Genomic DNA, 21,264 nt, shown 5'->3' with positions numbered 1-21,264 from the left:
TTATTTTAGTGTAAAAAATTTAGGAGGTTCCTCTCAATGGATAATTCTGAGGTTTATGTTGGGTTAGATATTGGAACCACCTCGATAAAAGCATTAGTATGTGAAAATGTTAAGGGGCAAATTAAGGTCATTGGTGTCGGTGTTGAGCCAGCGGCAGGTATGAGTCGTGGTGTAATAGTTGATATTGATAAGACTGCTCGTGCAATTTCAAATGCGATTGCTCAGGCTGAGGAGAAGTCCAATATAGACATTAATCAAGTTATTGTTGGCTTGCCAGCAAATTATTTACAGATGCAACGGGTTCACGGGATGATTACTATTGCCAATAATGGTCAATCACGTGAAATTGTTGATCAAGATGTCTTGAATTTAGCACGAGAAGCGTTAACACAAAGTATCCCGCCTGAAAGAACGGTAATTGATCTAGTGCCGACAGAGTTCACAGTTGATGGCTTTGATGGGATTAAAGATCCCCGCGGAATGGTTGGAGTTCGTCTCGAAATGAAGGGAACTCTCTATACTGGACCAAAAACGATTATCCATAATGCCAAAAAAGCGATCCAAAAGGCTGGTTACACCGTTCGTGATTTTGTTGTTGCACCAATTGCAACAGGATTTAATCTGCTTAATGATGGTGAGCAAGACTTTGGGACAATCGTAATTGACCTTGGTGGTGGTCAAACAACAACGAGTATTATCCATGATCACCAATTAAAGTACAGTTACGTTGATCCAGAAGGTGGACAGTATATCACTAAGGATATTTCAACTGTTTTAAACACTTCACTAAAAAATGCTGAGCAATTAAAGCGTGATCATGGCTTTGCGGATAGTACCCAAGCAGATGATGATGTGCAGATTGATGTTGACGTTGTTGGTCAAGATAAGCCGGTTCAATATAGTGAACGCTACCTTTCAGAGGTTATTGAAGCTCGGATTCGGCAAATCTTTAACCGGGTTGCACGTCAATTGGAACGAATTAATGCCCCTGAGTTACCAGGTGGAGTGATTTTAATTGGTGGTGTTGCTGCCCTACCAGGTATTAGATCACTAGCTAAGCAATACTTTTCGGGTAACGTAAAAGTCTTTGTCCCTGAACAGATGGGAATTCGTCACCCACGCTTTGCTATTAGTTACGCACTTGGCCTTTATGAAGATCGGTTGTCTGGAATTGATCAATTAATTAAGCAAGTCGTTCAAGAAGCTGATTTTGGCAAGACCACGGCAGAAAATAGTAATGATCATCATCAACCCCAAAGTGAGAGTGCTGTTAATAGTAATAGCAGACCAATTCAAAAGCGGGCTGATCGAGAACAAAATACGAAAAAGAAAGATGGCTCGTTTAGTAACAAGTTCAAGAGCCTCTTTAACAACTTATTTGATTAATAAACTAACGGAGGGTGTCGAATGGATAACGAGAATTCAATGGAAAATCAATTTGCTGGAGCTAAGATTAAGGTTATTGGTGTCGGTGGCGGTGGTGGTAACGCTGTCAACCGAATGATTACTGAAAAGGTTCAGGGTGTTGACTTTATCGTTGCTAATACTGATCTGCAAGCACTAAACGCTTCACAAGCACAGACCAAGATCCAATTAGGACCAAAGTTGACTAAGGGACTTGGTGCTGGTTCTAATCCTGAAGTAGGGGATAAAGCTGCTGAGGAAAGTGAAGAACAAATTCAAAAGGCACTTGAAGGTTCAGATATGGTGTTTATCACTGCCGGAATGGGTGGTGGTACCGGAACTGGTGCTGCTCCAGTAGTTGCTAAAATTGCCAAAGATAGCGGTGCATTAACCGTTGGTGTTGTTACCCGACCATTCTCTTTTGAAGGACCGCGACGGGATAAGTTTGCCACCGAGGGATTAGCAAAATTAAAGGCTAATGTAGATACCTTGATTATTGTTGCTAATAACCGCTTGCTTGAAATGATTGATAAGAAGACGCCAATGATGGAAGCATTCAAGGAAGCAGATAATGTCCTTCGTCAGGGTGTTCAAGGGATTTCTGACTTAATTGTTACTCCTGGATACATCAACTTAGACTTTGCTGATATTAAGACATTAATGTCTAATCAAGGTTCTGCCTTAATGGGTGTTGGTAGCGCAACGGGAGAAAACCGTGCTACTGAAGCTACTAAGAAGGCGATTTCCTCACCACTTCTTGAAGTGTCAATTTCTGGTGCGCAACATGTCCTAATGGATATCACTGGGGGTAAGGATCTTTCAATGTTTGAAGCTCAAGAAGCATCTGATGTAATTAAGCAGGCTGCTGGCACAAATGTTGATATTTCATTCGGGATGTCACTGAATGAATCCCTTGGCGATGAAGTACGGGTAACCGTAATCGCTACAGGAATTGATGCAAAGAAGAGTAAGAAGGCTCACTCAGCTCAACACGTCGCTCCAGTAAGTGAAGAACCTAAGAGTGATGATAACAAGCCTAGTCAGGAAAGTGCGTCAGATGATCCTTTTGATGGCTGGAATGATCCAACTGCGGGAATCAATGATTCAAATGAACAAACAGATAATGAATTTTCACACGTAAAGAAGCCAGAATTTAATGTCTTTAATGATGATTCTGCCGCAACTGACGATGACGATGATAACTTGTCAACACCACCATTCTTTAAGAATCGTCGTCAATAATGAACAGGTAAAAGATGGGGAGAGGCACTATTTTAGGGCATCTCCCATTTCGTGATTTTAGAAAGGTTAGGAGGAATTGAGATGGCTAATAATCTTTTCAAGAGTCTTTTTAGTGATGGTGACTCTGATAACCAAGAAGAATACTATGATGAACAGACTCCTGTTCCTCAAGGGGATAATAAGGTTGTTTCAATGAATAGTGTTCGCCAGCGTTCAAGTAAAATTGCTTTGTATGAGCCACGACTGTACGCGGATGTTAAACAAATTGCTGATCAGTTATTAAACGATCGAGCAGTAATTGTTAACTTTTCTCAAATGGACGCCAAAGTTGCTAGTCGGATTGTTGACTTCTTGAACGGAACTGTTTTTGCAATTAATGGTGATATTAAGCGGATCGGGAAAGAGATATTCCTTTGTACACCGAAGAACTTTGAAGTTTCTGGTAATTTATCGGATACGCTCAAAAATGATCCGGATAAAATTTAGCGAAAAAGGAGCTTGTAATGGCAATTATTAATTTTTTAGCCTGGGTAATTTACCAACTAATTGATATTTATATCCTGGTGATTGTCATTTGGTGCTTGTTATCATGGTTTCCAAATGCAAGAGGAAGTCGTTTGGGAGAGATTGTCAATCGGTTGGTAGAACCGTATATGCGGTGGTTTGACTTCATTCCGCCATTAGGAGGAATTAGTTTTTCACCGATTGTAGCGATCTTTGTTCTTTACCTTGTTCAGTATGGGCTAAAAGCAATTACCATGATGATTTAATAAATAATGGATGAATTAAACATAAAACAACATTTCCGTGCCGATGAGGGGCCAATTATTGATCAAATTAGTGACTGGATAGTCCAGGCTAATGATCAATATCGTCCGGTGTTAACGCCGTTTCTTAATCCTCGTCAGCAATATATCGCACAAACGCTTGTTAATAGTGATGATAACGTTAAACTGAGATCGTTTGGTGGTTGGCAAAATGCTGAAATGCAGCGGTTACTCTTTTTTCCGTCATATTATCAGCCACAGGTAGCTGACTTTGCTGTTACGGGCTTAGAAGTTGACTATCCACAAAAATTTGCTGAGCTCCATCATCGTCAAATAATGGGAACATTATTAGGTGAAGGGTTAGAACGAGCATCATTTGGCGATATTGTTACTGATGGAAAACGGTGGCAAGTGATGGTTACTAATCAGATGGCTCGGTTTATTCATGATCGAATTGATCACGTTGGTAAGATTAAGGTGAAATGGAAGCCGATTCCACTTGAGGAGTTAATTCTTCCTGAAGATGATTGGGAACAGCTATCAACGACTGTTTCGTCACTAAGAATTGATGCGATAATTGCAGCTGGCTTTAACTATTCTCGTAATCGGGCAAAGCAGTTATTAGAACATGGCCTTGTTCAAATTAACTGGGAAGAAATGCAACGTCCGGATTATTTAGTTCGGGAACATGATATGTTGTCTGTTAGACATGCTGGCCGTTTAAGAATGGATCAGGTTGGGAGCATTACTAGAAAGAATAAGCAGCGGATTACTTTATCAATCATTCGCGCTTAATTTTAAGATCACATGGAGGAAAAACCGATGAGTTTAACTGTAGATGAAATTAATCAAATCCAATTTAATACTAAGATGCGTGGCTATAATCCGACTGAAGTGAATGACTTTATTAAAGAAGTCGGACAAACAGTTCAGGAATTAACCGATCAGAATCGGGCGCTACAAGAAAAGGTAAAGGCCGATGAAAGTAAGCTGAAATACTTTAGTGAGTTAAAGGATTCACTGAATAAGTCAATTCTGGTTGCTCAAGAAGCCGCTGATAAAGTTAAGAACAATGCCAAGCGGGAAGCTGATATTATGGTGCGTGAAGCCCAAAAACAAGCAACTGACATTGTTTCAACAGCTAACGAAAAGGCTAATCAAATTGTTGAAAATACTGCAGAAGGGACTCGGAAGTTAACTTCAGAAACTAGTGACTTAAAGAAACAAACGCGGATCTTCCGTCAACGGTTGCAAGTAATGCTTGAATCCCAATTGGAAGTAGTTAAGAGCGATGAGTGGGATAAGTTATTAGCAAACGATGATATTGATAAATATGGAGAAATTCAAAATATTTTAGGAACTCGTCTTGACAATAATTCGGGTGAAAGTGTAGAATCAACCTCAATTACAACTAGTGATTTTGAATCTGAAAGTACAACTGCTACTGTTGCGGATGAGACGACTTCTGGCAGTGTTGCAATTGAAAGTAACGTTGTATCGGATTCGGCCGTTACGCCAGATTCAGAGGTTGTTGTTAAATCAGAAGAAAGTGAAAGCGCTCCTGCTAGTTCTGCAGAAACAATTTCCTTTAACTCACCTACTGACTTTGCTTCAGCATTTGCCGATACTTCAGCAGTAGCGCAAAGTGATGAGAGTGAGGCACAATCAACGACAACCAATGATTCTGTAGCGTCCCCATCTACCGAATCAAGCAATAGTGAAGATGAGGGTGACACTGTTGTTGTTTTCCCGGATAATAACTAGTTGTTTAAATTAAATTGTAATAATTAGTAACGAAAACGTTGAAGGACATTAGTAGAACAAGAATGATTCAGCGAGTTAGCGAATGGTGTGAGGCTAATATGTAGTATTGTTTTACTTGATCGGTCCCGAGTACCTGGTTGAATATTTAAGTCAGGTCGGTTCATTACCGTTAAACAATGGTTGAGGGAATATTTGACTAACTAAATATTCTGAAAACGGGTGGTACCACGGAAAGCTTCGTCCCAGTGATGGGATGAAGCTTTTTTAGTTATTAATTGTTAATTGAGAAAGGAGAATTGCATATGCGAGTTAAAGACACATTAAACTTGGGAAAGACTAAGTTCCCAATGCGGGGGAAATTACCAGTCACTGAAGCGCAACGTGAAAGTGTTTGGGAAGAAAATAAAGTATATGAATTACGCCAAAAATTAAATGAGGGGAAGCCAACGTTTGTTCTTCACGATGGCCCTCCATACGCCAATGGTAACATTCACATTGGTCACGCCATGAATAAGATTTCCAAGGACTTTATCGTTCGTTACAAGTCAATGAGCGGTTTCCGGTCGCCATACGTTCCTGGTTGGGATACTCACGGATTGCCGATTGAACACCAATTGACGAAGGCTGGTTATGACCGGAAGAAGATGAGCCTAACAGAATTCCGTGACCTTTGTCGGAAGTATGCTTTGGAACAAGTTGATAAGCAACGAAAGGATTTCAAACGGTTAGGGGTAAGCGGTGATTGGGATCATCCATACCTAACCTTGAATAAGGAATTTGAAGCTGCACAGATTCATGTTTTTGGTGAATTTGCTAAGAAGGGGCTCTTATACCAAGCCAAGAAGCCAGTTTACTGGTCATGGTCATCCGAATCAGCATTAGCAGAAGCTGAAGTTGAATACCACGATGTTACTGCTAAAACAGCCTTCTTTGTTGAACAAGTCAAAGATGGTAAGGATGTCCTTGATAGTAATACCTACCTAGTTGTCTGGACTACTACTCCATGGACTGTTCCAGCATCTGAAGCGGTAGCAGTAAATGCTAAGTTTGACTACTCAGTCGTTAAGCCCGCCAATGATGAACGGCAATTTGTTGTCGCAACAGAACTTTTGGAAGGCTTAGCAGAGAAACTTGGTTGGGAAGATTATCAAGTAGTTAAGCATGTCGCTGGTAAGGATCTGGAAGGATTAACCACTCAGCACCCATACCTTGATCGTGAACTCTTGGTTGGTGTTGCTGATTACATTACTGCTGATGCTGGTACTGGACTTGTTCACACCGCTCCAGGATATGGTGATGATGACTACAACTTTGGTAAAAAATATGACTTGCCAATTTTCGCCCCAATTAATGATCAGGGAGTCTTGACAAAGGAAAACGGTGACGACTTTGATGGGGTCTTCTACCAAAAGGCTGATGATATTTCACTGCAAAAACTTGAAGATAATAATGCTCTTCTTCTTGAAGAACCATTAAAGCACAGTTATCCATTCGACTGGCGGACAAAGAAGCCAATCATTTTCCGGGCAACGGATCAGTGGTTCGTATCCATTGAAAAGATGCGTCAAAATATCTTAGATGCCTTAGAAGATGTTAAGTACCACCCAGAATGGGGGAAAGTTCGTCTTCGCAATATGATTAAGGATCGTGGCGACTGGGTAATTTCACGGCAACGTGTTTGGGGTGTGCCACTGCCAATCTTCTACGCTGAAGATGGTACACCAATTATGGAAGAAGAAACGATCAATCATGTTGCAGATCTCTTTAGAAAATATGGTTCTAATGTTTGGTTTGAACGTGACGCAAAGGATCTTCTCCCAGAAGGATACACTAACGAACATTCACCTCATGGTAAGTTTACTAAGGAAACCGATATTATGGACGTTTGGTTTGACTCCGGTTCTTCCCATCAGGGGGTTCTAGCTGAGCGGGATTACTTGACTTATCCAGCTGACCTTTACCTTGAAGGATCTGATCAGTACCGTGGATGGTTCAATTCCAGCTTGATTACTAGTGTTGTTTGTTCTGGTCATGCTCCATATAAGGAGATTGTTTCCCAAGGATTTACCCTTGATAAGCGTGGTAACAAGATGAGCAAGTCCCAAGGAAACGTTATTGATCCGAATAAGGTTGTCCAACAAATGGGGGCCGAAATTATTCGTCTTTGGGTAATGAGTGCTGATACCTCTGCTGATGTGCGGGTTTCAATGGGAACCTTCCAACAGATCTCAGAAGCATATCGTAAGTTACGGAATACTTTCCGGTTCTTACTTGCTAATACTAGTGATTTCGATGCAAACGAAAATACTGTTTCCTACGAGTATTTGAATTCCGTAGATCAGTACATGCTCGTTAAGCTTAATCATTTTCTTGAAAAGATGCGTGCTGATTTTGATAACTACGACTTCCTTGATGCTTATCGGTTATTAATTAACTTTGTTAACAATGATTTGTCTGCCTTCTACATGAATGTGGCCAAGGATGTTCTCTACATTGAACCTGAAAATTCACAAACTCGGCGTTCAATGCAAACCGTCTTCTATGACATCTTGTTAACAATGGTTAAGTTGCTTACGCCAATCTTGCCTCACACAACTGAAGAAGTTTGGAGTTACATGAACGAACCGGAAGAATTCGTACAATTGACTGAAATTCCAGAAGTACGCCACTTTGATGGTGAAGAAGGACTTTTAGATAAGTGGTCTGAATTTATGGGAGTTCGTTCACACGTCTTGAAGAGTCTTGAAGAGGCGCGGAACGCTAAGATGATTGGTAAGTCATTAGAAGCGCAAGTTGACCTTTACGTAAATGAACACAATAAGGAACTATTAGAGAGCCTTGATGCGGATGTCCAATTATTATTGGGAGTTTCAAAGCTTAACCTTCATTCTCTTGATGAAGCAGCTGCTGATGCTGATCAATACAATGATGGCGTTGCGGTCAAGGTCAGTGTTGCCCCAGGAGAAACCTGTCAACGGTGCCGGATGGTTAAGGAAGATGTTGGATCAGATCCAGCTTACCCAACTCTCTGTGCTCGTTGTGCTAAGGTAGTTCGGGAAAGTTTCCCAGAAACAGTTGATGAAGGCTTAGAAAAATAGTTGCCCATCAATGACAAACACCTAGTTAGCGTTGTAAAATACCAAGTGACGTTTATGTTGCTTGGTATTTTTTATTGTAGGTGAAATTAATGTTACAAGGCACAGTCAAAAGCTTTGATCGTGAAAAGGGCTGGGGATTCATCACTGTTCCCCATGAAGGCGAAGTTTTCGTTCATTATACGGGAATTGAAGGTCACGGCTTAAGAATTTTAACTCCTGGAGAACGGGTTGCGTTAGTTATCGTTCAAGGAAAGCGCGTACCACAAGCGGCACATGTTCAACGACTCAGTAAGCGAGGCTATTAAAATGAACTTTGAAGAAAAAACATTAAGTGAGAAGGATGTTTTCGACGGTAAATTAATTAAGGTTGCTGTTGAAGAGGTTGAAACTCCAAAAGGTTTAAAAGCACAACGTGAAATTGTTCATCATGCTCCAGCAGTGGCAATCCTGGCCTTAACTGCAGATCATAAAATGATTTTGGAAAAGCAATGGCGCTCGCCAATTCATAATACGACCCTGGAAATCCCTGCAGGAAAGGTTGATTCACGTGATAGTCGTGATGCCCTCCATGCTGCTAAGCGCGAATTGAATGAGGAAACCCGTCTAAAGGCAGGAACAATCAAGAAAATTTCATCATTCTATACATCGATCGGGGTGATGGATGAATTTATGACACTGTACTTAGCGACAGATTTAACCCCGGTTGAAAATGAACTGCCTCAAGATCGTGATGAGCAGTTGGTATTAGAGAAGGTTACCCTTGATGAGGCATTAAAGATGATTGATGAAGGACAAATCGAAGACGCCAAGACGATTATGGCAATTTATTATTGGCGAGGGATGAATAATCATGGATAAGGATCCGCAAAACAATAATGAACGACTGACGCGCCAACAGTATCGTCAGCAACAGACGACCATTTCTAATGATAGTAAAGAGGAGCAACAGCTTTCTCGTACTGATCAGAAAATTGAGCAGGAACAGCTAACCAGTGAGCAGAAGATGCAACGGCTACGAAAACGGTTAAATATTGCCATTATTAGCTTAGTAGTCGCTATTATAATCGTTTATTTAATTTTATTTTTTGTAAAGTAAGGATGAAGAGAATGAAGTTTGGAATTATTTGCGCAATGCCAGAAGAAATTAAGGAATTGACAGCGGCACTAGAGAATGAACAGGTAAAGGAAATCGGCGGTAAAAAATACTATTCTGGACAAATTGATAACCAGAATGTTATTTTAGTTGAATCCGGCATTGGTAAGGTTGAAGCTGGAATCACAACAGAACACTTAATTACAGATTTTGAGGTTGATGTAGTGATTAATTCTGGATCTGCAGGTGGAATTGGCCATGGACTCCATGTTGGCGATGTTGTCATTTCAAGTGAGACAGCCTATCATGACGTTGATGCCCGGGCGTTTGACTATGCTTATGGTCAATTACCAGGGAAAGAACCCCGCTTTAAGGCATCTGCAAAGTGGGGACAAGCTATTGAAAAGGCTGGTGAACAGACCGGCTTAAACGTTAAACGCGGGCTAATCGTTTCTGGGGATCAATTTATTGCTAGTAAGGATGCGATCCAAGAGATCCTTCATTACTTCCCTGATGCACTATCAAGTGAAATGGAAGGGGCAGCTGTGGGTCAGGTTGCGACCGATCATAATGTCCCGTACGTTGTCGTTCGGGCAATGTCTGATACTGGGGACGAAGATGCCGGAGTTAGTTTTGACCAATTTATTATCGATGCTGGTAAGCGTTCCGCTAAGATGCTATTACAACTCTTTGCGGATTTGAATAAATAGGGAGGCACATGAAGAGTGAGTGAAGTATATTTCGATAATGCAGCAACAACACCAATGACAAAGCCGGTGATTGATGAGCTGATAAAGCAAACGGAAAATACCTGGGGAAATGCTTCAACGGGATATTCTTACGGTCGTCACTCCAAATTAGTCCTTGAAAATAGTCGTCATGTAATTGCTCAAAGTATTAACGCTAAGGATGAAGAAATTGTCTTTACTAGTGGGGGAACCGAAAGCGATAATACCGCAATAATTCAGACGGCATTAACGCGACAGAATCTTAGTAAGCATATCATTACCACCGCAATTGAACATGAAGCAATTTTGAAGCCATTACATTATTTAGAATCATTGGGGTTTGATGTTACCTACCTGCCAGTTGATGAGAATGGCAACATTTCATTAGCGGATTTTAAGGCAGCCTTACGGGACGATACGATTCTTGTGTCAATCATGATGGGAAATAATGAAGTCGGTAGTCGAATGCCAATTCATGAAATTGGTGAAATTTTAAAAGATCACCAAGCATGGTTCCATACGGATGCAGTTCAAGCTTATGGCCTTTTACCAATTGATGTTGAGGCTGATCACATTGACCTCATGTCAACCTCGGCCCATAAACTGAATGGTCCAAAGATGGTTGGCTTTCTATACCGTCGCGACGGGATTAGTTTTCCTAGTTTTGTTCGCGGTGGTGATCAGGAGACAAAGCGCCGTGCCGGGACCGAGAATGTTCCAGCTATTGCGGCATTTGCTAAGGCAGTTTCCATTGATACGCCTGAAGAAAAGCAAAACCGTCAAGAACGTTACTATCACTTTAAGCAGTTAATCGTTAAACGTTTAACGGATGCTGGAGTTGATTTTGAGGTCAATGGACAGCTCGACCCCAATCCCCTTAACCATGTTCTTAATTTATGGTTTAAGGGGATTTCAACCTATGTAATGCAAACCGACCTCGATCTTGCTGGTTATGCCGTTTCGGGTGGTTCTGCATGTACTGCCGGAAGTATTGAGCCTTCCCATGTACTAACTGCGATGTTTGGTGAGGATAGTCCACGAATTAGTGAATCAATTCGGATTAGTTTTGGGGCGTTAAATACGGAAGAAGAGGTTAATGGCCTGGTTGATGCAATTATTGAAATTGTTAATAAGCTAAAAAAGATTAAAGGAGTTGAAGGCTAATGCAGTTTGCAAAAACAGTTCAACTTCAAGGAGATTCAGATAAATATTCACTTAGTCCAGAAGTTAAACGTTACACTCTGATTGATTTAGGGTTTGAAGAAACTAAACGAGGAAATTTTGAGTATGTTGGAAGTGTTGATACTGACAATCCATTTAAGCCAGTTGCTAAGCTCCGGATCCTGATTTCTGCTGATCTGACTGGGTTTAAAATGGAAACAGTTACCGGAAATGGAATGCGGAAGATTAATATCTTTACTCACCCTCGTGCTAAGGAGTTTGTTGAGCAGTATCATTTTATTTTAAAAGAAATGCTTAAGCGGAATGTTTTTTTAGTAACAAAAGGGTAAATTAATGCAGTAGTTGGCAACTTTTGATACAATAGTTCACACTGGTAACATGCGACCTTCTATCGTAGATTGTTCCAGAATCTATTTGAAATGATGGTGATTAAATAATGTCTGACAAGAGCCATACACGGGTGGTTGTTGGAATGAGCGGCGGGGTTGATTCATCAGTTACCGCCCTCCTATTAAAGCGTCAGGGATATGACGTTGTTGGTGTCTTTATGAAGAATTGGGATGATACCGACGAAAATGGGGTTTGTACCGCAACAGAAGACTACAAAGATGTTGCTAAGGTAGCAACTAAAATTGGTATTCCTTATTACTCAGTTAACTTTGAAAAGGAGTATTGGGATCGCGTCTTCAAGTACTTTATTGCTGAATATAAGAAGGGACGGACACCTAACCCGGATGTTATCTGTAATAAAGAAATTAAGTTTAAGGCATTTATTGATTATGCTAACCAGCTTGGTGCAGATTACGTTGCTACGGGGCACTATGCTGATTTAAAGCGTGATGCTGATGGACGGATGCATTTGATGCGGGCAAAAGACCAGAATAAGGACCAAACTTACTTTTTAAGCCAGTTGGATTACCAGCAATTAGATAAGGTCCTGTTCCCGTTAGCAAACTATACCAAGCCAGAGATTCGCCAAATTGCTGAAGAAGCTGGGCTTGCTACAGCCAAGAAGAAGGATTCTGTTGGGATCTGCTTTATTGGTGAAGACGGCCACTTCCGTGAATTTTTGAGTCAATACATCCCAGCGCAACCAGGAAATATGGAAACAGTTGATGGCAAGGTAGTCGGCCAACATATGGGACTAATGTACTATACGATTGGTCAGCGTCGGGGCCTTGGCCTTGGCGGTAATAAGAAGAGTAATGCTCCTTGGTTTGTCATTGGTAAAGACATTAAGAAAAATGTCCTTTATGTTGGTCAAGGATATGAAAATGAGCATCTTTACGCAACTCACCTAGAAGCTAGTGATATTCACTGGGTTGATGATGTGGTAAGTCGGTATGGTCATGATTTTCACTGTACTGCTAAATTCCGTTACCGGCAAAAGGATGTCGGTGTAACGGTTCATATCTCTGAAGACGAGCAAATGGTTACCGTAACCTTTGATGATCCGGCACGAGCAATTACACCGGGGCAGGCAGTCGTCTTCTATGATGGTGAAGAATGCCTAGGAAGTGCGATTATTGACCGGGCATATAACCATGATCACCTTTGCCAATACGTTTAAAACATAAAAATAATGCAAAGTAGGGAAGATGCCGTTATTAGTATATAGGTGGTATGCTTCCCTATACATATTTAGAAAAGTTTGGAACACGGCGATTAATTTTTGTTAAAATAGAGGAAAAAGGTCGAATAATATGACTAAAGTTTACTTAATCCGTCACGGAAAAACACAATGGAATCTTGAATCACGATACCAAGGTGCTAACGGTGATTCACCGCTACTTGATCAAAGCTATAAGGAAATTGAATTGCTTGCGGAATCATTAAAAGATGTTCCGATTAATCATGTCTATGCCAGCCCGTTAAAACGCGCTCGGGTAACGGCAATGACACTATTACAGTACCTCAATCGTCCGGTTCCTCTAACAATTGATAGTCGGTTAAAAGAATTTAATTTGGGAAAAATGGAGGGAATGCATTTCGATGCGGTTGCTAAAAAGTGGCCTGATGTGTTAAAAAATTTCCGCCATCATCCGGACAAGTATGATAGTTCTATCGTAGAAAGTGAAAGCTTTGCGCAGGTGATTAACCGCATGGGGGCAGCCATTAAAGAGTTTTGCCGAAATGATCCGCATGGGTCAATCTTAATTGTTTCTCATGGGGCAGCCCTTAATGCTAGTATCAATGCTCTTGTGGGAACGCCTCTGGCACACCTGAAGGATCGTGGTGGCCTTAGTAATACTTCCACTACTATCCTGACTACAGATGATGCTGAACATTTTGAATTGGAAAAGTGGAATGATACTTCGTACTTGCATAAGGCTAATGTTGATCCGACTGATACAATCTGAGGAGAGTGGATTTAAATGACTGAACAACAGACTAACCGTGAAGAACAAAAGAAACAAACAGAACGTTTAGTACATAAGCTGATTACCGCGATTGATGAATATCCTGATAAAGCTAATAACTATTATGACTTGGGATCGTTGTTAACTCGCCTTCAGGATTATGCCCAAGCTGAAGAACTATTTATGAAGGCTTTAGGGATTCTTGAGGCTAAGGGTGATCAGGAAGCTCAAAACCTATTAAATTATGGTCTTGGAAACTTATACTATGAAGTTGGTAAGGTTGATCAAGCGATTAAGCTTTACAACAAGATTGACGATAAGAAATTAAAGGCTGATTCCTACCTGATGCTCGCCCAAAGCTACAGTAAGAAAAAGCAGTATAAGCAGGCCGTTGCTTATGGCTTAACAGCCCATGAATTACGGCCGGAAGATCCAGAAATTGATCAGGCGCTGGGGGATGCTCTTCTTGCCTTGGGTGAATTTAAGCAGGCTGCATCGTACTATGATGCAATTTTAAAGCACCACCCTGGTCGAGCAGATACACAATTTAACCGTGGATTAGTAGCAATGGTCCTTGGAGAACCATACAAGGATTACTTGAATCAAGCACGACAGCTTGACTTAGATTACTACACAAAGAGTGAAAAGCGGATTGCTGAAATTGAAAAGACATTACAAGCAACGCAAAAGCCGCAAAATGATAAATAATAAGTTTAAGGAAGGATGACTTTCATGGCAGAAGAAATTAACCTATTTGAGACGCCAGAAGAGCCATCCTTTTTTATTGGTCAAGTACAATCAGACATTTTTGACAGTCCTGATTCTTTTTATAAGGTTTTGTTAGTTTCGGTGGAAGATGCTAATTTTGATTGGAATGAAAGTGAAATAACGGTTACGGGGAGTTTCGGTGATCTCCGTGATGATCAAACATATCGCTTTGAGGGTAAATTAATTGATCACCCTAAATATGGTCGCCAATTCCAGGCAAGTTCATATCATGCTAACCAGCCAACCAGTAAAGAGGGAATTATTAATTTCCTCGCTGGCAAGCAGTTCCCTGGAGTAGGGAAAAAGACCGCTGAAAAGATTGTTGATCAATTAGGCATCCATGCAATTGATAAGATTACTGCTGATCCGCATATTCTTGATGGTTTGAAATTACGTGAAGCAGTTCGAACTAGTCTTGTTGAGAACCTGAACGCTAATCAGGGGATGGACCAAATTATCATTGGGTTAAATGACCTTGGGTTTGGCAGTAATCTTAGCAGTGCCATTTTTGATCGTTATGGGGATGAAACTCTTCATATTATTAGTGAAAATCCATACCAGCTTGTTCAAGATATTGACGGAATTAGTTTCAAGCGGGCGGATCATGTGGCCATTAAAATGGGAATTCCTGCAGATGATCAACGACGAATTTCAGCGTCCATTATCCAGTCAATTGATGATTTAACAATGATGAGTGGCGATACTTATACCAGCGCTAAGCCGTTGCTTCAGGAAAGTATGCGCTTGCTTTCTGATACTAATGGCCAACCGATTCCAACTGCTAAGGTTACTCAACAGATTGTTGAAATGGAAAAAAATGGGACCATTCAGTATGAAGATAAACGGATTTATCCGGCAAGTCTGTATAAGGCTGAATGGCAAATTGCCGAAAATTTACATCGACTTTGTCAAAATCAGGACGAGGCAAAAAACGGGAAGCAAATTACGACAATTCTGGAAAACCTTCCAGTAAAAACTGGAATCAAATATGATGAAATTCAAACAGAAGCGATCAAAACGGCATTAACTTCCAAGGTAATGCTCCTTACCGGGGGACCAGGAACTGGGAAAACAACAATTATTAAGGGTGTCGTTGAGGCATTTGCTGAACTTCATGAAATTGCACTTGATCCAAATCAGTATAAGGAAAAGGCATTTCCAATTTTGCTTGCTGCACCAACTGGTCGGGCCGCTAAGCGAATGAGTGAGGCAACTGATTTGCCAGCAAGCACGATTCACCGCTTACTAGGATTGAATGGTCGTGAAATGCCAACAGAATTAAACGCTAAGGACCTTGAAGGATCACTATTGATTGTGGACGAAATGTCAATGGTTGATACATTGTTGTTTAAGGTTCTGGTTCAGTCGATACCGACATCAATGCACGTTATCTTTGTTGGTGATAAGGATCAGTTGCCTTCAGTTGGTCCTGGACAGGTTTTCCATGATTTACTAGAGTTCGCTGACTTACCACGGATTGAATTAAAAAAGATTCATCGTCAGGCAGCAGACTCAACAATTATTCCCCTTGCTCACGATATTCGTGAAGGGAAAATTCCAAGTAATTTAACGGTCAAAATGGCGGACCGTTCATTTATTGCGTGTCACTCACGGCAATTACCAGGGGTTGTGAAACAAATTATTGAGATGAGTCAAAAGCGCGGTTACGATGCTAATGATCTCCAAATCCTGGCACCAATGTATCGGGGCGCAGCGGGAGTTGATCGACTAAACGATCTTTCTCAATCAGTTTATAATCCGGCAGCCGCTAGTAAGCAGGAGATTGAATTTCGGGGACAGATTTTCCGGGTTGGTGATAAGGTGCTCCAACTGGTTAATAGTCCAGAGAATAACGTTTTTAACGGTGATATTGGTCGAATTACTGCAATTGAAAATGGCGGTAGCAAGGGAAAAAAGAATGCCACAATGACGATTGACTTTGACGGGAATGAAGTTAATTATGGACGATTAGAGTGGTCACAAATTCGTTTGGCATATAGTATTTCGATCCATAAATCTCAAGGCAGTCAATTTAAGATGGTAATTTTACCCTTAGTCCATGAATTTGGTAGGATGTTACAGCGAAATCTCCTCTACACTGCTATTACTCGGGCCGCTGATAAGCTAATAATGATTGGGGAGACATATGCTTTTGTTACGGCCATTAATAGTCAATCTGTTAATCGACAAACTAGTTTGGTGAAGAGGTTGACTGATGTTTGGAAATATCACGGTAAACTGGAATTGCCACTTGAACAGGGAACAGAAGGGCAGTTTGAACCGGATAATATTGAAGAACATACTAGTGATCGGGACGCCTCGGAGGATAAGTTAGTTAAAGATAAACAAACGATTCTAACTCCTGCATTGGTTAAATCTGGAGAAATCGATCCGATGATCGGGATGGAAGGAGTTCGGCCAACTGATTTTAAAAAATAGTTCAACTTGCACCAAATAAGAAAACTTGCGATAATAACTGTGTATTGTTGATTTTATCTTGAGGAGAATAACAATGACTGAAATAAAAGATGCGAAAAATGTTCGCCTATTTGCCTTGAACTCTAATGAGCCTCTTGCGGAGAGTGTTGCTGATAAGATCGGTCTCCCACTCAGTAAGGCTTCAGTTAGTCATTTTGCAGATGGGGAAATTAAGGTAACGATTGACGAAAGTGTTCGTGGTTGTGAAACCTATATAATCCAGTCAGTATCTGATCCCGTTAATACTAATTTGATGGAATTATTGATTATGGTTGATGCTTTACGTCGGGCAAGTGCAGCCAAGATTAATGTTGTAATGCCATACTATGGGTATGCACGGCAGGATCGAAAAGCACGGAGTCGGGAACCAATCACTGCCAAGTTGATCGCTAATTTACTTGAAATGGATAAGATCGATCGACTAATTACAATCGATCTTCACGCTGCTCAGGTTCAAGGTTTCTTTGATATTCCAGTTGATCACCTTCAAGCTACACCATTATTTGCTAAGTATGTAGAGGAACGTGATCTTGGTAACGATATTGTTGTCGTTTCGCCTGATCATGCAGGGGTTAGCTTAGCCCGCCGCTTTGCAGAACAAATTAAAGCACCAATTGCAATCGTTGATAACCGGAACGATGAAGTTCGTGAACGGAGTAGTCAAGAAGTTCCAGAATACGTTATTGGGGACGTTAAGGATAAAGTTGCCATTATCGTTGATGACATTGTTGATACTGGTGTACGAATGAGCTTATCCGCTAAGGCACTACAAAAATTTGGTGCCAAAAGAATTTACGGGGTTGCAACCCATGCAGTTCTGTCTGGCAATGCTCCTCAAGTACTGGAGGACTCGCCGCTTGAAGAAATGTGGGTAACCGATACAATTAAACTACCTACTGAAAAGGAATTTAATAAGCTTCATCGACTTTCCGTAGCGGAATTGTTAAAAGAGGCAATTATTCGGGTTCACAATCACCAATCAATTCATGAATTATTTAAGCATTAAATGAAAAGCAGGAGACTATTAAGAATTACTACTCTTCCTAATAGTTTCCTGCTTTTTTGAATGTAATAAAGATAACGCCAGGACTAACGATTACTTTAACTTAGTCTGGCGTTTTTCATTAAGATAATAATTATAATTGCATAGTAGAACGATCTGCTTTAGATGGGAAATGCAAAATGACTTGTTTGAATATCCTGCTTCAGTAATAGATCTGCCAATTCGTCTTTTCGCTCTTGTTGTGAAATAAAAATTCCCATTTTTTCTTGATCAAAGCCAGTTACTAACTTGCTCTCATCACAGATAATTGGATTTTTCAAAACGTGAGGACTCTTCTGAATTGCTTTTACTAACTGGTTAATTGTTATGGTTTCAGAAGTTAACTGAAGTGCTTTAGTATCTCGAGAACGGGTAGAAATCAAGTCGGCAGTCCCGTTAATCGATTTGCTTAGCAGCTCAAGAATTTCTGTTTTAGTTAATGGCTGTTTTTCGATGTTCCGTTCATGAACCGTTAGTTGGTGAGCGGTAAGCCACTTAACTGCCTTCCGTTTTGAAGGATCGTTAGTGTGGTAGTATATACAAATCATGCGATCACTTCCTCCTATAACTAATTTTATTTTATCAATGAAATGAAATTAACAGTCTCAATCCTGATCTGTCTTTAATAAAATTTAAGCAAAATAATCTTTTTGTAACTTTCTTTAGGCCGTTTTTCCTTGATAAAAAAATAAAATCTTTAAAAATGTTAAAATTAGTACAAGAATTTCTAAAAAAATGATATGGTAAAGAAGATTTGAGTTTATCAATTAAGTAATTAGCAATTATTTTTTCGTTTATTTGGAGAGGATGTTTCTGTATGGTAAAGAAAGTACGTAAGTATAGTTCATCAACAAGATTAGTTGCTGGAACGCTGGGAGCATTAAGTGTTTTTGCACTGACTACCCAAGCTAATAATACTGTTGAAGCAAAGGCAAAGAGTTCTAATCATGCTGAACAGCCAGCATCAATGAGTTCTTCTGCTAATGCGGTTCGGAATAGCGGTCAGTTATCATTAGCACCAATTCAATCATCATCAGCTTCTTCTAAGTCGGCTTCAGCTGCTAAGAATGGTATCTATGTGGTTAAGAGTGGCGATACTTTAAGTGAACTAGCTGTTCAATTTAACGTTAGTCTTAATGATCTTGTTGCTTGGAATCATATTCAGAATCCAGACTTGATTTATGTTGGTCAACAATTATCAATTAACGGGGAAAACGTTAATTCAGCAGTAGCCCAATCGAGTACTGCCCCAGTTGCTCAACCACAATCATTTACCGTTACAGGAAATGTTCAACAGTCTCAACCGCAAGTTGTTCAAGGAGCTGTTAGTGGAGCCGCTCAACCACAAGCAATGGGAAACACAGTTCAACAAGCAGTTAATCAACAAGGGCAATCATCACAAATGGTTGGTTCAGCATATACAAGTACAGTAAATGCAGCTGCTTATAATTCTGCTGCTCCGAGTCAACAAAGTTCCGCAGTTGCTGTAGCAGATAATCAACAGGTAAATAGTCAACAACCTGTTTCTGCTAATAGTACTCAAGCAGTAGCTTATAGTACAGCTTCACGGGCAGCCGCAACTAACCAAACTGCAGTACAGAGTCAACAAGTAGCTACTAGTTCTGCTGCATCTCAACCAACGCAACAATCACAAGTTCAACAAAGCCAAGTTGCTCAGCAAGCAACTAGCCAACAAGCTCCAAGTCAAACCAATGCTAACTTGCAATCTGGTTCAGTCGTTAGTTTAGCAAGTAAGATTGCTAGTTCTAACAGTGTTCCATATCAATGGGGCGGGAATTCATTAAGTGGAATGGATTGCTCAGGGTTTGTTCAATACGTATATGCAAATTCTGAAGGAAAGCAATTACCACATAACACCGTTGCTATGGAAAGCTACGTTAATACTAAACCAGTTAACCAGGCTCAATCGGGAGACCTTCTTTTCTGGGGAAACCAAGGAAGCTCATACCATGTAGGAATTTATATGGGGAACAACCAATACGCTGCTGCTGCTAAGCCTGGAACAAATGTTGCTGTATATAACTTAAGCTCATACTTTAAACCAAGTTTCGCTGGTACAGTTAAGTAAACATTAAGGACGGTAAAATAAAACAACCTAAGATTATTCTCACTCTGAACTAGTCTTGGGTTGTTTTTGTAGTTTATATTAAATAGAGAGGCAGAATCGATGACTTTTTATACAGAGAGTTACTTTATGCACCAACAGCAGTTTAATAGCCTAGTGAACTATGCTGTAATTCTGGTATTGATATTATTAGTTTTAATTAACTCCTTTCGTTATTTTCGCCATCAATTACAAACTCGTTATCGTGACTTAGGAATTATCTTCTTTCTTCTTTTGTTAATTTTTGCGGGATTGCAAGTTACTAATTTAGAAAAGACATACTCACAACAGTCACAATCATTACAGATGCGCCCCTTTATACGCGCAGTTGCTAAAGATCATGGTATTAGTCCAAATAAAGTTGTTGTTAATTCGACAACCCTAACTGATGGAATTATTGTCCGCTTCGATAAAAAAGATTATCGGGTAAATTTGAGTCCAAGTGGCGATAACTATACGCTTACTCGTGCACATGTTGTTGATCATCGGGTAATTATTCAAAAATAGAGGGGGACGGTTATGGATTACGGTTTAATTACGATTAAATTTGTTTTAGGGATGATCTGCCTTATTTTCCAGATTAATATTCTAGAAAAAGGAAATTTAGCACCGACATCCGCAATCGACCAAGTACAAAACTATGTTCTTGGGGGAATTATTGGCGGGATCATTTACAACCAAGACATTACAGTGCTCCAATTCGTCATGGTTCTGTTAATCTGGACATTGATTGTGTTTATCGTTAAATACGCTAAGGAGCATAACGTGACAATTCAAAATATTATTGACGGTCGTCCGCGACTATTAATTAAGGATGGTCAGTTACTGGTGGATAATTGTATGCGAGCAGGGATGACTGCCAATGAGTTAATGTTCCGCTTGCGAAGTCATGGTATTTATGAAATTGCTAAAGTTAAAAGCGGTATTCTGGAGCAGAATGGTCAATTGGTGGTAATTGAAAATAGTGATGAGAATATCCGGTTCCCCTTAATTAATGATGGTCAAATTAACACGGATGTTCTGGAATTGATTCATCATGATGAAAACTGGATTACTGAACAGGTGAGAAAAGCCGGGTTTGAGAGTATTAATGACATTTATCTCGGTGAATATATTCACGGAAAACTACACTTGGTAGGCTATCCTAAAGATAATTAACGTACCAATAAATAGTAAAATGGACTGAGACATTAAGTTCCCGGTCCATTTTTGA

Annotated in this window: 21 protein-coding genes, 1 pseudogene and 1 other annotated feature; of the genes and pseudogenes, 21 read left to right on the top strand and 1 reads right to left on the bottom strand. The window is 40.2% G+C overall.

Features of this window, described 5'->3' with window-relative positions; translation table 11 throughout:
• Positions 1-36: 36 nt before the first annotated feature.
• The 18 genes and pseudogenes from ftsA (at position 37) to HUK45_RS06105 (ending at position 17,890) form a co-directional block, all read left to right on the top strand.
• Positions 37-1,386: a cell division protein FtsA gene (gene ftsA, locus HUK45_RS06190; RefSeq protein WP_191911586.1), complete on the top strand. Its 1,350-nt coding sequence runs from the start codon at positions 37-39 to the stop codon at positions 1,384-1,386.
• Positions 1,387-1,407: 21 nt separating this feature from the next.
• Positions 1,408-2,646: a cell division protein FtsZ gene (gene ftsZ / locus HUK45_RS06185; RefSeq protein ID WP_191911585.1), complete on the top strand. Its 1,239-nt coding sequence runs from the start codon at positions 1,408-1,410 to the stop codon at positions 2,644-2,646.
• Between the two features lie 81 nt (positions 2,647-2,727).
• Entirely contained in the window at positions 2,728-3,132 is a 405-nt protein-coding gene (locus HUK45_RS06180) for a cell division protein SepF (RefSeq protein ID WP_191911584.1), read from the top strand.
• Positions 3,133-3,155: 23 nt separating this feature from the next.
• Entirely contained in the window at positions 3,156-3,416 is a 261-nt protein-coding gene (locus HUK45_RS06175; RefSeq protein WP_178695423.1) for a YggT family protein, read from the top strand.
• Positions 3,417-3,422: 6 nt separating this feature from the next.
• Positions 3,423-4,208, top strand: coding sequence for a YlmH family RNA-binding protein (locus tag HUK45_RS06170; RefSeq protein ID WP_191911583.1), 786 nt, complete (start codon positions 3,423-3,425; stop codon positions 4,206-4,208).
• Positions 4,209-4,235: 27 nt separating this feature from the next.
• Positions 4,236-4,824: pseudogene (locus HUK45_RS09575) on the top strand (DivIVA domain-containing protein); the annotation flags it as partial.
• A 382-nt stretch (positions 4,825-5,206) separates the two neighbouring features.
• Positions 5,207-5,425: a binding site (T-box leader), on the top strand.
• 54 nt (positions 5,426-5,479) lie between these two features.
• Positions 5,480-8,275, top strand: coding sequence for an isoleucine--tRNA ligase (gene ileS, locus HUK45_RS06160; protein WP_191911581.1), 2,796 nt, complete (start codon positions 5,480-5,482; stop codon positions 8,273-8,275).
• An 89-nt stretch (positions 8,276-8,364) separates the two neighbouring features.
• Entirely contained in the window at positions 8,365-8,580 is a 216-nt protein-coding gene (locus tag HUK45_RS06155; protein ID WP_191911580.1) for a cold-shock protein, read from the top strand.
• A gap of 1 nt (position 8,581) precedes the next feature.
• On the top strand, positions 8,582-9,133 hold the full coding sequence (locus HUK45_RS06150) for an NUDIX hydrolase (RefSeq protein ID WP_191911579.1): 552 nt from the start codon (positions 8,582-8,584) through the stop codon (positions 9,131-9,133).
• On the top strand, positions 9,126-9,371 hold the full coding sequence (locus tag HUK45_RS06145; protein WP_191911578.1) for a hypothetical protein: 246 nt from the start codon (positions 9,126-9,128) through the stop codon (positions 9,369-9,371). The genes HUK45_RS06150 and HUK45_RS06145 overlap by 8 nt, the downstream gene beginning before the upstream one ends.
• Before the next feature lie 11 nt (positions 9,372-9,382).
• The gene (locus HUK45_RS06140; RefSeq protein WP_191911577.1) at positions 9,383-10,078 is read left to right on the top strand and encodes a 5'-methylthioadenosine/adenosylhomocysteine nucleosidase; all 696 of its coding nucleotides are present in this window, start codon (positions 9,383-9,385) and stop codon (positions 10,076-10,078) included.
• A 15-nt stretch (positions 10,079-10,093) separates the two neighbouring features.
• Positions 10,094-11,260, top strand: coding sequence for a cysteine desulfurase family protein (locus HUK45_RS06135; RefSeq protein WP_191911576.1), 1,167 nt, complete (start codon positions 10,094-10,096; stop codon positions 11,258-11,260).
• Positions 11,260-11,607, top strand: a complete 348-nt coding sequence (locus tag HUK45_RS06130) for a DUF1831 domain-containing protein (protein WP_191911575.1) — start codon at positions 11,260-11,262, stop codon at positions 11,605-11,607. Before HUK45_RS06135 ends, HUK45_RS06130 begins: the two co-directional genes overlap by 1 nt.
• Positions 11,608-11,714: 107 nt before the next feature.
• Positions 11,715-12,848 (top strand): tRNA 2-thiouridine(34) synthase MnmA, encoded by a 1,134-nt coding sequence (mnmA, locus tag HUK45_RS06125; RefSeq protein WP_102169041.1) that lies wholly within the window; start codon positions 11,715-11,717, stop codon positions 12,846-12,848.
• 133 nt (positions 12,849-12,981) lie between these two features.
• Positions 12,982-13,638 (top strand): histidine phosphatase family protein, encoded by a 657-nt coding sequence (locus tag HUK45_RS06120; protein ID WP_191911574.1) that lies wholly within the window; start codon positions 12,982-12,984, stop codon positions 13,636-13,638.
• Positions 13,639-13,653: 15 nt separating this feature from the next.
• Positions 13,654-14,346, top strand: a complete 693-nt coding sequence (locus tag HUK45_RS06115; protein ID WP_191911573.1) for a tetratricopeptide repeat protein — start codon at positions 13,654-13,656, stop codon at positions 14,344-14,346.
• Between the two features lie 24 nt (positions 14,347-14,370).
• Positions 14,371-16,845: an SF1B family DNA helicase RecD2 gene (gene recD2 / locus HUK45_RS06110; RefSeq protein ID WP_191911572.1), complete on the top strand. Its 2,475-nt coding sequence runs from the start codon at positions 14,371-14,373 to the stop codon at positions 16,843-16,845.
• Between the two features lie 73 nt (positions 16,846-16,918).
• Positions 16,919-17,890 carry a ribose-phosphate diphosphokinase gene (locus HUK45_RS06105; protein ID WP_191911571.1) on the top strand — a complete coding sequence of 324 codons (972 nt, stop codon included), beginning with the start codon at positions 16,919-16,921 and terminating at the stop codon, positions 17,888-17,890.
• A 158-nt stretch (positions 17,891-18,048) separates the two neighbouring features.
• Here HUK45_RS06105 and HUK45_RS06100 read toward each other — a convergent pair whose 3' ends face one another.
• Positions 18,049-18,474: a Spx/MgsR family RNA polymerase-binding regulatory protein gene (locus HUK45_RS06100; RefSeq protein ID WP_191911570.1), complete on the bottom strand. Its 426-nt coding sequence runs from the start codon at positions 18,472-18,474 to the stop codon at positions 18,049-18,051.
• A gap of 269 nt (positions 18,475-18,743) precedes the next feature.
• On the opposite strand from HUK45_RS06100, the gene HUK45_RS06095 reads away from it, so the two are divergent.
• The 3 genes from HUK45_RS06095 (at position 18,744) to HUK45_RS06085 (ending at position 21,209) form a co-directional block, all read left to right on the top strand.
• Positions 18,744-20,015, top strand: coding sequence for a C40 family peptidase (locus tag HUK45_RS06095; RefSeq protein ID WP_191911569.1), 1,272 nt, complete (start codon positions 18,744-18,746; stop codon positions 20,013-20,015).
• A gap of 99 nt (positions 20,016-20,114) precedes the next feature.
• Positions 20,115-20,558, top strand: a complete 444-nt coding sequence (locus HUK45_RS06090) for a DUF3290 family protein (protein WP_191911568.1) — start codon at positions 20,115-20,117, stop codon at positions 20,556-20,558.
• Between the two features lie 12 nt (positions 20,559-20,570).
• Positions 20,571-21,209, top strand: a complete 639-nt coding sequence (locus tag HUK45_RS06085) for a DUF421 domain-containing protein (RefSeq protein WP_191911567.1) — start codon at positions 20,571-20,573, stop codon at positions 21,207-21,209.
• Positions 21,210-21,264: the final 55 nt, after the last annotated feature.

Source organism: Limosilactobacillus urinaemulieris, assembly GCF_014838745.1.
GTDB lineage: Bacteria > Bacillota > Bacilli > Lactobacillales > Lactobacillaceae > Limosilactobacillus > Limosilactobacillus urinaemulieris.
The sequence above is the reverse complement of the archived record's forward strand: the minus strand, read 5'-3'. Positions and strand labels throughout refer to the sequence as shown.

Bases quoted from the DNA above. Each gene is read 5' to 3' on its own strand.
- HUK45_RS06155 (WP_191911580.1), top strand. From the start codon at position 8,365: ATGTTACAAGGCACAGTCAAAAGCTTTGATCGTGAAAAGGGCTGGGGA.
- HUK45_RS06120 (WP_191911574.1), top strand. From the start codon at position 12,982: ATGACTAAAGTTTACTTAATCCGTCACGGAAAAACACAATGGAATCTT.
- HUK45_RS06085 (WP_191911567.1), top strand. From the start codon at position 20,571: ATGGATTACGGTTTAATTACGATTAAATTTGTTTTAGGGATGATCTGC.
- HUK45_RS06150 (WP_191911579.1), top strand. From the start codon at position 8,582: ATGAACTTTGAAGAAAAAACATTAAGTGAGAAGGATGTTTTCGACGGT.
- recD2 (WP_191911572.1), top strand. From the start codon at position 14,371: ATGGCAGAAGAAATTAACCTATTTGAGACGCCAGAAGAGCCATCCTTT.
- HUK45_RS06115 (WP_191911573.1), top strand. From the start codon at position 13,654: ATGACTGAACAACAGACTAACCGTGAAGAACAAAAGAAACAAACAGAA.
- HUK45_RS06095 (WP_191911569.1), top strand. From the start codon at position 18,744: ATGGTAAAGAAAGTACGTAAGTATAGTTCATCAACAAGATTAGTTGCT.
- ileS (WP_191911581.1), top strand. From the start codon at position 5,480: ATGCGAGTTAAAGACACATTAAACTTGGGAAAGACTAAGTTCCCAATG.
- HUK45_RS06170 (WP_191911583.1), top strand. From the start codon at position 3,423: ATGGATGAATTAAACATAAAACAACATTTCCGTGCCGATGAGGGGCCA.
- HUK45_RS06180 (WP_191911584.1), top strand. From the start codon at position 2,728: ATGGCTAATAATCTTTTCAAGAGTCTTTTTAGTGATGGTGACTCTGAT.
- HUK45_RS06100 (WP_191911570.1), bottom strand. From the start codon at position 18,474: ATGATTTGTATATACTACCACACTAACGATCCTTCAAAACGGAAGGCA.
- ftsA (WP_191911586.1), top strand. From the start codon at position 37: ATGGATAATTCTGAGGTTTATGTTGGGTTAGATATTGGAACCACCTCG.
- HUK45_RS06140 (WP_191911577.1), top strand. From the start codon at position 9,383: ATGAAGTTTGGAATTATTTGCGCAATGCCAGAAGAAATTAAGGAATTG.
- HUK45_RS06145 (WP_191911578.1), top strand. From the start codon at position 9,126: ATGGATAAGGATCCGCAAAACAATAATGAACGACTGACGCGCCAACAG.
- HUK45_RS06090 (WP_191911568.1), top strand. From the start codon at position 20,115: ATGACTTTTTATACAGAGAGTTACTTTATGCACCAACAGCAGTTTAAT.
- ftsZ (WP_191911585.1), top strand. From the start codon at position 1,408: ATGGATAACGAGAATTCAATGGAAAATCAATTTGCTGGAGCTAAGATT.
- HUK45_RS06105 (WP_191911571.1), top strand. From the start codon at position 16,919: ATGACTGAAATAAAAGATGCGAAAAATGTTCGCCTATTTGCCTTGAAC.
- HUK45_RS06130 (WP_191911575.1), top strand. From the start codon at position 11,260: ATGCAGTTTGCAAAAACAGTTCAACTTCAAGGAGATTCAGATAAATAT.
- mnmA (WP_102169041.1), top strand. From the start codon at position 11,715: ATGTCTGACAAGAGCCATACACGGGTGGTTGTTGGAATGAGCGGCGGG.